Below are 17294 nucleotides of genomic sequence, written 5' to 3' on the forward strand. Positions count from 1 at the left end.
AATCGAGAGATTCATAAGAAAACGTCATCCTTTCTAGTCTAGCTTTTTTAGAAAGAATAACGTTTTTTTACACTTGGGGGTAGTGAAGATTTTTAAGTTGATGGGCATGAGTATCCCTCCACAATCAATTTAAACGCTTTCAAATGTGATAGAGGTAAAATGAATGGCCATTCGTTTTTGTCAAAAGAAAAAGACCCACAGCTTGCACGCTTCTATATAAATTTATATAGAAACAATGAAATGTGGATCTCTACTTTTCTCCGTCACGTTTATTAACTTGTCTATAATGTTAACCGTAAATGAAAGCGGTGTCAACGAAAAAATTCACATTTTCGTCACTTTTTTTGGTAATGTTTCCATAATTCGCGTTTTGATGTCGTAATTGCTGTCGCACCAGCGTTTAAAGCTCTTTCCACATCTTCTACAGTACGAATAAAACCACCTGCTAAAATCGGTACACCAGTACGCTCTTTCACTTCAGCGATAACGTCCGTTAATGCTCCAGGAAGTACCTCAATATAATCCGGTTTCGTCTTATCTAAAAGATTGCAGCTCTTCTCCATCGCACTCGAATCGATTAAAAAGATGCGTTGTATTGCCACAACACCTTTTTGCTTCGCCTTCATAATAACGCTCGCCTTTGTTGAAAGTAACCCGTACGGTCTAAACTCCTGACATAAATATTCCGTCGCATGCCCATCACTCTGCAAACCATGAATTAGATCCACATGTAAAAACACCTTTTTACAATATTGCTTCGCAAGCGATATAACACTCTTCAATTGGCCGACATGAATATCTAAAATAACGATATATTCATACGAACTATGTAATAGCTTTTCCAAATCTTTAATTTGCCTCACTGCCGGCAAAATTTTCTGTTCATGAAATTCCATTCTATACGTCCCCTTCTTTATGTCATCCTATCCTTTATAGTACACAATTTAAGTGAAAAGAACAGCTAGTGTCGGGGATTTCTTTCAAATCTTTCTCTTATCTATATATTTTCTTCAACTTATCAGAACCTATACCACCTATAATCATGAATACAAGGGGCAAAAGATTCATTACATATGGCGCATCTGCTACAATTGTAATACTTGCTCCAGCAAACTTATTTAGCATCCATACAACGATTTTTGCAATAAATAAAAATACTCCTATTATAAATAGACTATCCAAAAACACCTTCCATTTTGGATACGCCAATTGCTTACTATCTTCAATTACTTTCTGCGTCAATTCTTCATCACTCCTTAGCAGTTCATCAATTGTAATACCGAACAGATCACTTAAATGAATAATAATTTCAATGCTCGGATAGTTCTTTCCCGTCTCTCATTTCGAAACAGATTGCCTGCTCACATGAAGTTTTTCAGCCAAATCATTTTGCGACCAATTTCTTTTTTCCCTTTCTTCTTTTAAACGCTCACTAAAAATCATACTGTGTTTATCACCTCTCTATGCCCATTATGTTCAAATAAATGATGAAGAGTAAAGCTAGTTATCGTTGCATTTCCTGCGCAACTTATGCGTTACAGCTTATAATGGCGCTATTTTATATGTATCTTCCCTATACTATGCTCCAATAATAATTTCCCGAACAATAATACAAGGGACGGATACTAATAAAGTGAAACTTTAATCAGCCCTCACCAATCGGACTTTTACGGACAGCCCGCCCCCCACCTAACTTCTTTACTTCAGCTGAATTTTGAGGTGGGGGTCTTACTACCCGGCAAATAGCGGGATAAAGACTAGATTAGGCATAAAAAATACGCCATCCCTTCTTATCAGTCTCCAGAAAGAATAACGCAATTTTTCATTTTTACTCATCACTTTTCGGACTATATGAAAACCCCGGATATTTCACAACAGGCCACTTCTCCTTACGCAGAGAATCCATTACTTGCGGGCCAACATGTATATTACTCTCCACTATTTCTTTAGGAGTCAGTGCCATCCATTGATTTAACGATACATCTTCAAAACGATTGCTTCTGAACATCTCTAAAAACCATAATGTTTCGGTACCTGTATTTTGAATATAATGCCCCGTCGCAAACGGTACATATCCGACATCGCCAGCTCTATAATCAAATGTACGAGCGGTACCATTTCCAAGAAACACAGTCATTCTCGCTTCCCCCGTCAAATAATATTGCCATTCATCATTATTCGGGTGCCAATGAAGTTCTCTCATTCCGCCAGGCTCAACCTCAACGAGCGCTGCTGCGATTGTTTTGGAAATAGGGAAATTTGTGGAATCTACAATTCGAACGCTACCACCAGGCGTCTTAATCGGCTTTTGTTTTAACAATTCATGTTTAAATGTTAAAGGAACTTCTCCTTTCGGTGATTGAACTTCCTGACTTTCAAGGGAACCTGGCACCTCTCCTTGATAAATATAAACTTGATCTGAAGGGATAGAACGAAAAGCACTCTCAGGTACTCCAAAATTAGCCGACAACACCTCTTTTGGCGTATGCGCAAACCAATCAGAAATAGCTAAAGTAGATAAATCAGAAAAATGTCCATCATCGAAAACGAGTAGAAATTCACAATGTTCCAATCCTTGAATGGAATGCGGAATACCAGGCGGAAAATACCAAAGATCACCTGGTCCAACATCAGCAATAAAATTCCGTCCATTTTGATCAACAGCCGTTATGCGTGCCCGTCCTAAAAGCATATACGCCCATTCCGCTTCTTTATGCCAATGTAGTTCTCGTACTCCACCGGCCGTTAAACTCATATTTACTCCTGCAATCGTCGTCGAAACCGGTAGTTCTCGAACAGTAATCTCCCGAGACCACCCGCCTTGTTTCAAAATCATAGAAGTGTCCGAGAATGAAAACTTCAAGTTAGGAACTAACCCTGCATCCGTTATAGGCGGAACAAGCATATTCGGATTTTGAATATCCCGCATAACATTACGAGGTCCAGAATCAATCGCACCTGCTCCGTCGCTGCGGATTGGTTGTGGCACATTCCTTCCTGCTTCATTAACAGTACGTTTCTTCATGATTACACTCCTTTTTCATCCGGTTATGAAGTAAAAAGCCTCCATCATAGTGTATGAATTGGGCTTTGAATGGTTACTTTTACTATAGATTCGGCAATTTTCGCTCTAACAGTCTACTACCCATTACTATTTAAAACAGAAGATGGACAACAACGACTTTCCTTTGTCATACTGATTACACCCTTTTTTAGAGGCCAATATTAACACTCTCTTTTTAAAATTCCATATCAAAATCCCTTATATTATTAACAGCGACAAAAAGGAATACCATTCTATCCAAATAGAACAGCATTCCTTTTTATAAACAGTATTTAAAAATTATTATTTAAGGTATTTCCCCAAATCATCTAAGTTTCTCGTATGATTTAGAATGATTACATACTCAACTTCAACTTCTGTTACTACCATTTCTAGTACTTGATGGACTTCAATATAATCATTTTCATATTCTTTTGCCGAAGATACAATCTCTTCTAAGGTTCTTACAAATGTTTCAGCACTCCAGTCTTTTGTTGACAACGCCACATAGGTTTGAAATTTTTTTGTATTCATGTTAGTTCTTTAAGTACAATGGGAATTGTGTACTTCTTGATGAGTCAGAATGATTGATTATAACCCTATGATGACTTGTTGATGAATCAGAAGTGCTTACATTACCATCAAATTGTTTAGCATAAGTTGTTGTTCTGTTACCCTTGTTATCCGTTTGACTCCACTTATTTTCATAATTATGCATTGTTTCCTCCCTTAACTTCTTCACGTCAACATCTCGACCATACTGAGTTTTGCTAGAAGTAGATTTTTCTTTTGGATTATATTTATGTCTATTATAAGCGTGTTCGTTAATAAAGTTAGATTTATTTGTTCCACCATTTAATTTATATGGTACCTTTGGACTCGAACCTTTCCCTGGTTTCCCTGGTTTTTTCTTTTTAACTAGAGAATCAACTAGGTTGTCATGTGTAGTGACTTCTTTTACGGAGGTTATATTCCCTCTAGCATCTGTTCGAACAGATAGATCAATTGATTCCTCTATACCTTGTGTATTTTTCCAATAAAAAGTTACCTGATTGTCAGTGTTTTTTGTAAATGTATCTTGAATTTGATTTAGTTGATACATATCAATTTTTTCAGATGTAACTTTATCTAAACTAATTTGTTTTGGACTGAAATTTTCTTCAGTAGCGGCGGATACAGCTCCTGTGAATAAAAGGCTTAAACTTAGTGTGGCGGCCGTTGTTAAATTAAGAAATTTACTTTTTTTCATAATACATCCCTCCTGATAACGTTAAAACTATATATTATATTATTTGAATATAAATTACTCTCTAGTAAAAATCAATTACATTTTCATTTTTACGTTAATCTATTTGATTATCTAAAAATACATATACTCAAGAAAACCAAAGTACATATAAAAACAGGCCATAATATAGATTTTTTCTATATTATGGCCTGTTTTTGTTTCCATTCGCATATGCACATTGGCTTTTTGTGATAGCTAACAGCATCCATTTGGTTCTTCCTCTACTAAATGAGATGCTTTTAAAACGATCCTATAATTCTTCAATATTACTACTTCATAATTGATCTAAATTCACTATAAAAAATGAAGTTAGGGTTTCTTTTCTATATGTAGTAAAAATATATTAAGTAGCAGGTGAGTTTGAAATAAAATCACGATATTAACAATGTAACTGGAACTGCAGCAGCTATTAGTTTCTTCACTTTCATACCTCATACTCCTTAAAGTAATTTACTCTTAGTTGGTTTTGCTACCGATACTCTTCGCTGCTTCTTCAAACAGTTTTGAACCTTCTTGTGCTTTACTTAATGATTGATGCATTTTACTCTCGTCTTCTTGGTCTAATGCATCAAAGAGAAGTTGGAAACAATCCGCATACAGTTCCATCGATTGCTTTATCTTCACTTGTTCTCCCTGTAATTCAGGAGGTGCTTGTAGATTCTTCAGTTTCGTTGCAGTTGCCTTTGCTCCACCTAAACTCAGTTGTACTTCACTTTTCTTTTGTTTGTATGATTTTACGTCTGAATCTGCTATTCCTTCAATTAATTTCATTGTATTTTCAATTTGAGTAGCACTATTTATGATTTCTGCCTTGTACCTTTCAACATCTGAACCAGTTACCTTGCCAGTTGAAGAACTAGAAGAAGTTGAATTATTTGAAGAGGAACTTTGTTGACTACTTGATGAACTACTATTTGTACCTTCACCTTTCGCTACAGATAAGCTATCCTCTTTCTTGCTATCAGTTGACTTACTCTCTTTTTCAGTAGCCTTACTCTCTTTCTCTACCTTTTGCGTTCCTTCTTTCTTTGGTTCAGCTTTCTTACCATCAGTTTCAATTGTAATACAACCACTCAATAACATAACTGGTAACGCCAAACTTACTAATTTCTTTGCTTTCATGATTACTAATACCCCTTTATTTGTAAAATGTAGTGCAAACAAGTTAATATACTTAACTAATAAATTTCCCCCGAGTAATTTATTAAAATCTACTATCCATAGATTTCCTGTATATTCATAATCTTTCCATATATATCATTTTACAAAGAATTACATATTTGGTCAAAGGGATTTATGTAGTTCTTAAAAGGAAATTTTAATCGCAAAGAAAAGAAGCTAACAATAAATTGTTAACTTCTCAGCTTAAGGAAAAAATAGTATCTTTCCTTATCTTCTAATATCTAGGTTGTGATTGAATATTTGTAAGATGAACATCGTACATATCAATGATTTCAAGAAATCTATCAGCTTCACGGAAAACATGGTCTGCCAATAATGGATGAATGATGCTCTTTATTTTACATTGCTCAATTAAATCACGTGCTGTTTTCTTAAAATCCCGAAGAGATGCAACTGACACGCGATTTTGATCTAAAAATTGATCTAAAAGAGGAGCTGTTTGGGATTGTGGTTTCATAGATTCTAAGTCAATTGCTTGATACATCAATTCATCAAAATCATTGCTAAAATTCCGTGCTGTATCTACAAGCTTTCTTTCTGATGGATCAAGAAGATGGCCAATAAATTTAGCATGGTCTGCCATAATCCTTAAAAAGAAAACATTTTCTTTAATAATAGCATCAGGAAGAGCATCTAATTTACCTTCATTTAATTGTATTAAACGTTTTCTAAAATAATCAGCTTCCCTACTTGTATGGTCAACTAAAAGTGGAAAGTTATTTTGTCCTGGCAATTTACATGTGAGAATTAATCCTAAAATTTTTCGTTTAAATCCCCAAATATTAGTTGCGGCTTGTTGTACTTCTGCACTAAACCTTTTGATTTGCTCAGGATCTGTTTCATTTGTATAGGAATGCGCTATTTGTTCAATATGTTCAAACAACCGATAAAATTGATTCGCCTCTTCAATTAATTGAGTATCCTCACATCTAAATCCCAATCGAAGAAAAAAAGAATGCTCCTTCATGATTCTAGACCAAAAACGAATTTCATTTAATGAACGCTCAACAAACATTACAGACGTAACGCCTGTATCAGGATGTAATGAAGTTTCATCCCTATGCATTGTTAATCCCCTCCCAGTAAAATCCCCGCTAGTTCCATTCTTATGAGGAAAAATATATATAAATGCCATCAATAAAAGTTTATGATGACTCTCTTATACATGTAAAATTAAACTAATATAACCTTAGCTTGATGAACATATACTGCTCCCCCAGAAGAAAAAAGCTACCACCTAGATGTAAAATCCTACTAGGTGGTAGCCTTTCAAAATTTCTATTAAAGCAATACCGAATCTTTATCCCTATCCTGATTACGTTTCTCGCGCTCTTCTTCTAAGCGCTTCATATACACTTCGCCTTCTTTTTCGATAAACTCATTATCCATATCTTGCTCTTTTTTCGAAGTATATAAAACCATGTAGCCACTTAGTACAATCCCGACAATTACAAGATAAACCCACCATGGTAAAGTTTCCAAATCACTTCATTCCTTTCCTTAGACAAGCCTTATTAGTTTCACTTTATGAGGAAAGAAGTGGATTTATGCTTAAAATTTTTATTGTGGATGCTTCGCGAAAAATGCTTGTACATATTCCATAAACTCAATTGGTTCCTGACGAAACGGTGCGTGGTATCCTTTTTCAATAATATGAAACGTACTATTTGCAAATAGCCCATGATACAGTTCACCATTTTTCCAAGAAACACTTTTATCATGTCGTCCCCATATAATTAAAGTCGGTACCTTAATTTTATCAGCTTCCATCGCAATGCGGCGCTCTCTCATTTTCGTAAGCTGATCATAATGCTCTTTATCATCACGACTATTTTTTACTTCATTTTTATTATACTTCGTAATCTCAGTTACAGTTTGTAAGTCCGTCGATAGCGGTGGTACTTCATAACTTTCTTTTTGTTGGAAAGACTCTATCCCTGTAGCATCCGCCAAGATGAGATGCGTGACTGCATCCGGATATAAATACGCTAAATTAAGGGACATCTCTCCGCCCATCGAATGGCCGAGCACCGCAAACTGATCGTATCCGAGCTTCTTCATTAACTTATAATATAAATTCACTTGCGCAGGAAACGAATACTGAAAATCAACCGGCTTAGAAGAACGCCCAAACCCTAAAATATCAACCGCAATAATCGTATGATCTCGCACTAGTTCCGGATAAATATCACTAAACCCATCAGAAGAACCACCAAACCCATGCAACATAAGTAAAGGAGGTTTTCCCTCACCAATTTGTTTAAAATAAATCGTCTGTCCATCAATTTGCGCCATACTCTCTTTCGTATTCAGCTTCATCATAACAGTATCTTTCACTTCTCCAACCTTCGCAATCGGCTTCTCAACGAAGTTACAAACAATTAACAAAACGAGCACAATACCGCTAATCATATAAAACTTAAACCTTTTCAAAGTTCCCGTCTCCTTTCTCTTGTTGCTATTTAAAGTTTTTACATTTTTTGGTTATTTTATGTTCTCTTTTTAATTGTAACTAAAACAGTTACAATTATACTAAAAAAATATAACTCATTTCTGTTACTAATGGTTATTCTGTAACCATTATAGTTACGTATTTAAAGTAAGTCAATTCTTTTCTCTACATGACCTGAAAATAGAAAAAGGGACTTCATGTTGAAGTCCCTTTCTTTGTTATTATAGTTGGCTTACTCCGCCGTCGCCTTTATTATCTGCTGGTGCTCCGCCTGTGTCACCAATGTTAACGTAGTCTGGTCTTGCTGGTGCTCCGCCACCATCACCTTTATTAAGTGCAACTGAATTAAAATCATGAAATCCTAGAGATAAAGTAAATGCGAACCCTATTACCGTTAATACAATTTTTTTCATTATTTTAACGCTCCTTTTATCATTTGTTTTTTTCTTGCTTCTTTACTCATATGATAATATTCGCTAGATTTTTCATGATTTTTTTCATAATAAAATTTATCTGCTAAGCGTTCCGTATACTCTTGAATACAATCAAATAATTCTTCTTTTTCAAAATAAGAAATCGCATCTAAAATAACATTTTCAAACTCACCAGTAGTCGCATTCATTTTATTTAAAATCATGAATCGGTATTGATACTCTTGATTTTTTAACTGATTACAAATACGTAACCCTTTATTTATTAACGACTCTGCTTTTTCTAATTCATTTAGTTTTAGGTATTCGTCTGATTCCAAGTATAGTGCTCGAAAATGATTAGGAGATTTCTTTGTTACTTCTGATAAGTGACGGATAGCTAACTCAGATAAATTTTGATTCGCGTACAATAAACCTAAATTATTTCTAACCATTAATATATATTTTTCATGATTAACTTGTTGGAAAACATTCAATGCTGTATTAAACGTTTCTTCAGCGAACTCGAATTGTTGTAAATCAATATAACACAACCCTAACATATTGTCGCACAACGCAAGATTAATTTCATAACCTGGTTGTTTTAAAAAAACCTCTTTTGCTGTTTTTATTTGATCAATCGCTAACATTTGTTGATATGATTGGTTATAAAGATATCCATAACGATAATTAAACTCCGCATGTTCTATCGGATCGGCAATATATTTCAATAACTTCTCAGCTTGCTCATACTGTTCTTTCGCTTCGTTATAATTTGAAATTAATGTGCAATGAAACCCTTTAAAGAAGTGATAATAATAAGCTAAAAAGCCCTCTGTTGGAATTTCGAAAGATTCCACTTTATCAAAACTATCTTCTCTAACTGAAATCCAATCAACTAATGCATCATATCTAAAATTCAACAACGCATGATAAAGCAATACCTCCTGATCCACATCCAACCCACTAATCTTACTTTCAATCTCCTCTTTCATTTCTGTGGCCTTCTCTATGTTTTGCTGCAACATTACACGATACCAATCATCTAAAGAATGTTTCATTTGCTCCCGCGTTACTACATCTGCTCCCATACACTCGCATCCCCTTTTCTCCAAAATTACAAAATTAGGATTTTTATACAATTATCAAAATTGTATATTACCACTCCTTTTCTATGCATTGAAAAACAATTATCAGAAAATTAAATATTCAAATTAATTATACCAAAGTTTTCCTTTTTGATAACTTGAGAAACAATTGTCAGAAAACTTACTAGAATAAATAAAAAAGCAAGTAGTTCCAGCAATCCGCTAAAACTACTTGCTCTATTTTTACTCTTTAATAAATTCCTTCGTACTTCTCACTGTATCAATTGGACGAACTAATTTTTCAATTTCTTCACGTTTTGGCTCTAGGAATGGAGGTAAAGATAATTTTTCACCAAGTGTTTCGTATGGCTCATCTCCCATAAATCCTGGGCCGTCTGTTGCAAATTCAAATAAAATTTGTGGTGCAACTCTTGCGTATAATGACTCGAAGAAGTGACGATCTACATAACCCGATGAAGGAAGCCCTACACTACTGATTCTCTCAATCCATTCTTCTAATACAGCGCGATCTTCTACGCGGAATGCCGCATGGTGCACTGTACCAAAACCTTGTTGTGCTTCAGGAAGAACTGTATTATGTTCTACGATGACAGATGCACCGTTTCCACCTTTATTCACTTCAAATAAATAGAATTCTCCTTCTTGCGCAACCTCTTTAAATAATAAAACTTTTTCTAACACTTCTTTGAAGAAACTAAAGTTTGCAATACGGATGAATACAGGCCCTAAACCAGTAATTGCATATTCTAATGGAACTGGTCCGTTTTGCCATGGTGTACCTGATTCGATCCCTTTATCAAGTTCATCTGAGATTAATTGATAGCGTTGGTCATCAAAGTCAACGAAAGAAAGAGTTTTCTTACCAAATTGCTCTTTAATTCCTGTATGTTCTACTTCAAGACGGTCAAAACGTTTTACCCAATATGCTAACGCTGCATCAGTCGGAACACGGAATGAAGTTTTTGAAATTTCATTTGTACCGTGTACTCCTTTTGGAATACCTGGGAAGTCAAAGAATGTCATATCTGTTCCGGCACTACCTTTATCATCTGCAAAGAATAGATGATACGTTTGAATGTCATCTTGGTTTACTGTTTTCTTAACTAAACGCATCCCTAAAACGTGAGTGAAAAACTCATAGTTCTTTTCTGCACTACTTGTAATCGCTGTAACGTGGTGAATTCCTTTTAATTGGTTCATTTTATATTCCTCCAATAGTTTTAAATTTTATTTTATCTTTTCTCTACTATTACTTCTCTTCAATAGGTGCTAAATTCGCTTCAATTTCTGCTCGCTGACCTTCTAAGAATGGTGGTAAATCAAGTTTTTCTCCTAAATGTTCCACATCTCCATCAACTGTAAATCCTGGGCCATCTGTCGCAATTTCAAATAGGATTCCGTTTGATTCGCGGAAATATAAGCTTTTAAAATAGAAACGGTCGATGATTCCTGAAGAATGGAAGCCTCTTTGTTTCACCTGTTCTTCCCAATAAGCAAGCTCTGCATCGTTTTTCACGCGAATTGCTAAATGGTGAATGCTGCCTCGGCCCGGCTTTTCAGTAGGACCATCTAAATATTTCACAACGATTTCTCCAAAAGCCTCTCCTTTAATGGACTGGAAAATTGCTTCTTGATCATTTCGGCTAACCTCTGTATAACCGAACATCTCTGTAAGTGTACTCGCCATTTTATCAAGTCTACGCACTGTCATTTCTACAGAACCCATTCCTTGAATTTGATGCTTTGCAGGAACTTCTGATTTCTCCCAAGTTTCCCAGTGCTCTACTTTTTCTCCGTTTGAAACGAGTAGTACTAAGCGAAGACCTTCAGCATCCTCAAATTGTAAAGCAGGACGATTTGCATATGTTGTCATTTCACTATGTTTCACATCAAATTTCTCAAATCGTTCTTTCCAGTAATGTAAGCTTTCCTCTGAAGGAACGAGTAATCCAATTCGAGTAATCGCATTCGTACCGCGATATGTTCTTCCTACTAATGGAATTTCAAAAAATGATAATTCCGTACCTGGACTTCCTGTTTTATCTCCATAAAATAAGTGGTACATTGACGGATCATCTTGGTTTACTGTCATTTTCACACGACGTAAGCCAAGCACGTTTTTATAAAAGTGATTATTTTCATTTGCATTTTTCGTAACCATTGAAATGTGATGATGCCCTTTAATTTCATACATTGGTTATTCCTCCGTTTCGTTTTACTAGTCAAGTGATAACTAAAAAAATAACATTTCCCACAACTAATATGGTTTTTAGCTTTTCAATTTATTCTTAATTATATTTTTGTAAATTCATCTTAGTTTTTACTGTATAAGTTACTTTGTTTTAATCAAAAACAACTGAGTGTATGTTTTCATATGACTCAATCGCTTTCGTTACTATCACTTTACACCTCAAGTGATTAAAAAGCAAGTGATTTATCTCAAATTCGAGATATTTTTTGTATCATATTATTTACTTCCTATAAAAACAGCCTCACTAAGCATATTAAAACTTAATGAGGCCACTTTATTCACACTTTTAATTATGGAACGACGGTTTATAGAACGAACGATTATCAAGAGCGAAGACACGCTCTGTATATTCGCCTGGTTTTGTGCGTCCTAATGCGCGGTCCATCATGTTCATTTTTGCATCTAAGTTATCGATGTAATGCAGAATTTCTGCTTCTTTTACTAATGGTGGTTTTGGACTACCCCATTCTGCTTTTCCGTGGTGAGAAAGGACGATGTGTTGAAGAATTAATACTTCTTCTGCATCGATTTGCAATTCGTCTGCCGCTTTACCAATTTCGTTCACCATAATCGAAATATGGCCTAGTAAGTTTCCTTCTAACGTATACGTTGTAGAAATTGGGCCAGATAATTCAATTACTTTACCAAGGTCATGTAAAATAACGCCTGCATATAGTAAGTCTTTATCTAATGATGGGTATAGATTTGAGATAGCTTTCGCTAAATCAAGCATTGATACGACGTGATAAGCTAGTCCAGATACGAACTCGTGATGGTTCTTTGTCGCTGCTGGATAGTCTAAAAATTCGTTTTGATGCTTATTTAATAAATGTCTTGTTAGACGTTGAATGTTCGGGTTTCTCATTTCAAATATGTATTGCGTAATTTTCTCAACCATATCTTCTTTTTTCACTGGTGCTTTTTCTACGAAGTCTGAGATGTCTGTTACTTCATTTTCATTCGCAACACGGATTTGTTTCACACGTAATTGAATACGTCCTTTGTAGTTTAAAATATCTCCAGCTACTTTCACGATTGTTTCCGCTACATATTGTTTCTCAACTTCTGGTGATACGTCCCATAACTTCGCTTCAATATCTCCACTTGGATCTTGTAAGATTACTGTTAAAAATGGCTTTCCATTGCTTGCGATACCTTTTGTCGCTGTTTTAATTAACAAGAAAATATCGACTTGTTCACCAACTTCATACTCTGCAATTTTCTTTTTCATTCGAATTCCTCCACCAAATCAGTTACTTTTAGTATAGCACACTACAACTCATTTTCTTTACGCATATGTGTTAATTTTATAATCTGTTTTTCTGTAAAATACGCGAGTAAATGCGCATGACATGTAAAGAATATGACTTGTCTATCCTTTGCAATTTCCTTTATAAGTTCAATCGTTCGATTCGTCCTTACCGCGTCAAAGTGCACGAAACTATCATCAATAATAAATGGATAATCATGCTCAAATGTTTTTGCTAGTGCAAATCTCAGCGATAAATACAACTGCTCCGCTGTCGCTTGGCTTAGTTCATGACTGTAAAAACGCATACCGTCGTTACGTTCAACGATGAACGGTTCTGCCTCTGACGGCGAAAAGATTTTACTATATCTTCCGCCTGTTAAATAGACGAAATACTCTTCTGACTTTTGTAAAATACGAGGAAGATGTACTTCGTGATAATATTGCTTCGTTTTCGTTAACACCGTTTTTGCGACCGCATAAGCAGCCCACTTCTTCACTTGTTCACGCACTTGCGCTTTTTTCATTTCCCATTCATGCATTAAATCACCGTACGTACTACCTTCTTCTAAATTCGCAATTTCCATACGATGTTTCGCAATACGCTCTGTCAGTTCTTTCTCTTGCGCCAGACAGTTTTGCACGACTGTCAGTTCTTGCTTTAATTTTCCGTCATAACCGTCAGCTTCGTAATGTTCAGCTAATGATAAACTCGTTAAACGCTGTTCTAACAGATCAATTTGCGGTAATAAACGCCCCACTTGTTTCTCTGCATCTTCACGTTTTTCCGCTAGTTTACCCGCTTCTAAAAACATCTCTTCATCTGTAGACGCTGCAATATGCCATAAACCATCTCGTTCTATTAGTAATTGCTTTAATTGTTCTTGCATAAACTCATATTCTTCTTGCCATTCCGCCATTTTTTCTTTTAACTGCTTACAAGTTTGGCGCTTCTCTTTCTCATTTTGCATACGGCTTTGTGCCTCGTGTAGCTTACTATACTCCGCACTACCGATAACAGTTTCTAGTTTATGTTCAAATTGTGAAATCATTTCATATAATGAAGATTTTCGCGTGCCTTGTTTCTCTAATTCACGATATAATTGCTGCATTTTTTCAATACGCTCAAACGCCGGCAATATGTGTGCATACGTATAAAATTCAGGAAACATATAGCGCGTTTTATATGCATCGACTTGTTCTCCCGCCTGGAACGTTTCTCTCTCCCATTCCTCATACGATGAAACGACTTTATCATACGCTCGCTCCAACTGCTGTAACTTATAAGACTCACGCTCAAATAATTTACGTATCTCTTCATCTTTTTCTAACTGATAGCGTACAGACATCGCTTCTTCACTTTGTCTCCCGCCGGCACTTTGCTGAAGTGTAAGTAGCTCTTCTTGTAATCCATTTGATGGATCTTTATATAAAACAAGAGCGAGAACAATTCCTACAAAAACAATGACACTAATAAATAAGAGCGCTCGGTTATCTATAAATAAGCTTGTGAATAAAACGCCTGTGTTAATAAGAAGTAACAGAAGACAAACTCTTTGCCACTGCTTTTTCTTTTGCTTAGCTGCTCCTGCTTTCTCTTCATACTTGCGCTTCATTCTCTCTGCGCCCATACCGATAAACGCCGCATCTTGGAACGATTTCTCTTTCTCAACTAACACATTTCTCTCTTCATCCACTAACATTTGTTTCTTAATCTGTCTTATATTTTCTTCTTGTTCTTCTAATTGCTCTTGCGCTACTTTAAAACGATCATCGAGCTGTGCTTTTTGCGTTTCTAATTCGCGCGCCTTTTGCACTGTTTGCGTAATTAACTCTTTCGTTGCCAAACTCATATCAAATGAAAGAACTGTTTCCTTTTCAAAAGTAGCACCAATTTGTTGTTCTAGTTCTGCCAGTTCTTCTTTTATATTCGTAATATTCCCGCTCATATCACGCATTTCTTGGCGTGCATTTTCGTAAGACATATGCTGCATACGAAGTTCTTCTACATAACTTTCTTTTTGTAAAAACTCTTCATCTATTTGAATCGAGGCAATTTCCGATTGCACTGTCTGGATTTTCTTGTGGAGCGAATCAACTTGTAACTGAAGCGGCTCCATTTTCGCCTTCATTGCTTCATAACGCGCCATTCCGTTTACAGGAAACTGCCCGCTCTCGTTCTCTAACACTTTCTCATGCGCACGTTTTTCAATAACGAGTGGCTCAAGCGCTGCTAATATTTCATAATCTTGCTTTCGTTTTTCTGCACTCTCTTTTTCCCCGCGAACAGAAGCAAGCTTCTCTTCACTTTCTTTTAACTGCTCCACTTGTTTTTCATACGTGCCAATTTTCCCTTACCACTCTTTCATCTTCTCTTCAAGTTTCTTCATCTCTTGCAATGACACGTTAATTTCTGGTTTACGACCACTCGGCTTGAAGCGCTGGTCCATTTCTTTTTCTAGCTTTTTATCTAACTGCAATAGCGCATCACTTCCGACTGCACTTGCCGAAAATAAATAATTGCCAATATCCGCTTCGCCAAGCTGATGAATGTTTTGAAGGCCATGCATATCAAATGAAAAGACAGATTCAAATAAACTTTCATTCATCCCGCTTAATATATCGTTTAAAATTTCTTCTCCGCCCGTTTTCCCGTCTTCAAAATAAACGGTCACCTCGCCAGCTGCCGTCTTTGGCAATCGCTCAATTTTCAAACGACCGTACTGCTCTGTTTGCACAGTGATCGCACCGCCATATTTCCCGCCTTCTTTCGGCTCATAACGGCGCTGTCCTCTCGTCGGAAAACCGAATAAAATACTTTTCATAAATGAGCGAATTGTCGATTTCCCCGCTTCATTTTCACCGTATAACACTGTCAGCAAGGAAAGATCCATTTCCACATTTTCTAATTTTCCGTACCCATAAATATGGAGTTTTTCAATTCTCATTTTTTATCCCTCTCTTGCTGGAATAATTGCTCTAAAATAATATTTTCTGCTTCCTTTTGAATCTCTTTCTTCTCTTCTTCTGTAAAAGATTCAATACTATTACGCGCTACAGGAGATGTCCAAATAGTGCGCAATACTCCGTCCATATTGCTGAAAGCTTCTAACTCCTTTAGCACACTACCTACGAAATGATTTTCCGCTTTCAAACGTTCGATTTCCGCAAAAGAAACCGTCTCATTTTTCCACTTCATCGCATATACAAAATCTTTTCGCTCTTCGCCAGATGCTAAAATGTGAAAAATCTCTTCCACGCGCTTTTCGTCACGCAAATAAGGTGAAAGTGGACCTTGTCCTGTGAATACGACAGTTAATAGCGTACCTTCCTCTTCTCTTCGGCATTCATTCATCGCAGTAGATAGGCTCGTCATAAGTTCATCAACAGTTTCAAGTCTATCAATACAAACTTCGATTTCATCCCATACAACATCTGCCGTATGGAAAAATGAACACTGCGTTCCTTGTTTCGTAAGTTCAATAAGGTACGCACCCTTCTCGCCTGTTTCCTTACGATGACGACCTTGTATGTTCCCTGGATAAATAATGCATGGTTCTTCTGATAAAATTTCACGTTTATGTATATGGCCAAGAGCCCAATAATCAAACTGTTTTTCTTTCAACTCACGAATTTGAAACGGTGCATAGCGATTATGCTCTGCATCTCCTTCCACACTTCCGTGAAGCATGCCAATATGAAAAGGCGCATCACTCATTTTCGTATACTGCGCTGTCATATTATCCGTTACCGCTTGCTGCAAATAACTAAAACCATAAATAGAAGCTAATAGCTCACCATTTTTATAAAATGATTTCTCTTCTACATAAGGCTCAGTAAATACATGAACATTTTCCGGAAACTCAATTGCTGCCCAGCTTCCTCCTAAATGATCATGGTTACCGTGAATAATAAAAACAGGGATATCGTACTGCGAAAGTCTCTTCATTTGCTCACGCACAAACACTTGCGCCCTCAAACTTCTCGTCTCCGCATCATACAAATCCCCAGCTAGTAATACGAAATCAACGCGCTCTTGAATTGCTTTATCAACAATACGCTCAAATGATTCAAACGTACTTTGCTTCATTCTCTCCCAAACAGACTGCGCAACATTCATCTCCATCCCTTTAAACGGACTATCCAAATGCAAATCAGCCGCATGTATAAACTTTACTTGTTTCACAAATAACGATCCTTCCTATCTTTCAAAAGTTTCATTTTATCAAAATTAAAATCGCTGAAAACTAATAATCATCGAGAATAAAAATATTCTCGATGATTAAAGTTTCATTCTATTTTACCACGCA

At 36.1% G+C, this 17294-nt stretch carries 14 protein-coding genes and 2 pseudogenes; all 16 read right to left on the reverse strand.

Features of this window, described 5'->3' with window-relative positions; translation table 11 throughout:
* Positions 1-335: 335 nt before the first annotated feature.
* Positions 336-896, reverse strand: coding sequence for a glycerol uptake operon antiterminator GlpP (gene glpP, locus MR168_RS10740; protein ID WP_000394285.1), 561 nt, complete (start codon positions 894-896; stop codon positions 336-338).
* 97 nt (positions 897-993) lie between these two features.
* A pseudogene (locus tag MR168_RS10745) lies at positions 994-1443 on the reverse strand (helix-turn-helix domain-containing protein).
* 385 nt (positions 1444-1828) lie between these two features.
* Complete coding sequence (locus MR168_RS10750) at positions 1829-3025, reverse strand: oxalate decarboxylase family bicupin (RefSeq protein WP_000747529.1); 1197 nt, start codon at positions 3023-3025, stop codon at positions 1829-1831.
* A 321-nt stretch (positions 3026-3346) separates the two neighbouring features.
* Positions 3347-3577, reverse strand: coding sequence for a hypothetical protein (locus tag MR168_RS10755; protein ID WP_001093032.1), 231 nt, complete (start codon positions 3575-3577; stop codon positions 3347-3349).
* Position 3578: 1 nt separating this feature from the next.
* Positions 3579-4292 (reverse strand): hypothetical protein, encoded by a 714-nt coding sequence (locus MR168_RS10760; RefSeq protein WP_086412145.1) that lies wholly within the window; start codon positions 4290-4292, stop codon positions 3579-3581.
* A gap of 495 nt (positions 4293-4787) precedes the next feature.
* Positions 4788-5453 (reverse strand): DUF7018 domain-containing (lipo)protein, encoded by a 666-nt coding sequence (locus MR168_RS10765; protein WP_242291257.1) that lies wholly within the window; start codon positions 5451-5453, stop codon positions 4788-4790.
* Between the two features lie 274 nt (positions 5454-5727).
* Positions 5728-6579, reverse strand: coding sequence for a DUF2935 domain-containing protein (locus MR168_RS10770; RefSeq protein WP_086412147.1), 852 nt, complete (start codon positions 6577-6579; stop codon positions 5728-5730).
* A 215-nt stretch (positions 6580-6794) separates the two neighbouring features.
* Positions 6795-6995, reverse strand: a complete 201-nt coding sequence (locus MR168_RS10775; RefSeq protein ID WP_242291258.1) for a sporulation YhaL family protein — start codon at positions 6993-6995, stop codon at positions 6795-6797.
* 78 nt (positions 6996-7073) lie between these two features.
* On the reverse strand, positions 7074-7946 hold the full coding sequence (locus MR168_RS10780) for an alpha/beta fold hydrolase (RefSeq protein ID WP_000819487.1): 873 nt from the start codon (positions 7944-7946) through the stop codon (positions 7074-7076).
* A 240-nt stretch (positions 7947-8186) separates the two neighbouring features.
* A complete protein-coding gene (locus MR168_RS10785; protein ID WP_049107796.1) occupies positions 8187-8378 on the reverse strand; it encodes a hypothetical protein in 192 nt (63 codons plus the stop codon).
* Positions 8378-9466, reverse strand: a complete 1089-nt coding sequence (locus MR168_RS10790; protein WP_049107795.1) for a response regulator aspartate phosphatase — start codon at positions 9464-9466, stop codon at positions 8378-8380. The genes MR168_RS10785 and MR168_RS10790 overlap by 1 nt, the downstream gene beginning before the upstream one ends.
* A 240-nt stretch (positions 9467-9706) precedes the next feature.
* A complete protein-coding gene (locus MR168_RS10795; protein ID WP_016122046.1) occupies positions 9707-10684 on the reverse strand; it encodes a ring-cleaving dioxygenase in 978 nt (325 codons plus the stop codon).
* Between the two features lie 49 nt (positions 10685-10733).
* Complete coding sequence (locus MR168_RS10800; RefSeq protein ID WP_086412148.1) at positions 10734-11678, reverse strand: ring-cleaving dioxygenase; 945 nt, start codon at positions 11676-11678, stop codon at positions 10734-10736.
* A gap of 343 nt (positions 11679-12021) precedes the next feature.
* Positions 12022-12966, reverse strand: coding sequence for a 3'-5' exoribonuclease YhaM (yhaM, locus tag MR168_RS10805; protein WP_000726638.1), 945 nt, complete (start codon positions 12964-12966; stop codon positions 12022-12024).
* A 41-nt stretch (positions 12967-13007) separates the two neighbouring features.
* Positions 13008-15932 (reverse strand): annotated as a pseudogene (locus MR168_RS10810) (ATP-binding protein).
* Complete coding sequence (locus MR168_RS10815) at positions 15929-17170, reverse strand: metallophosphoesterase family protein (protein ID WP_061113541.1); 1242 nt, start codon at positions 17168-17170, stop codon at positions 15929-15931. The pseudogene MR168_RS10810 and the gene MR168_RS10815 overlap by 4 nt, the downstream one beginning before the upstream one ends.
* Between the last annotated feature and the right edge of the window lie 124 nt (positions 17171-17294).

It is taken from the genome of Bacillus cereus group sp. BfR-BA-01356, assembly GCF_022663635.1.
Classification (GTDB): Bacteria; Bacillota; Bacilli; order Bacillales; family Bacillaceae_G; genus Bacillus_A; species Bacillus_A cereus.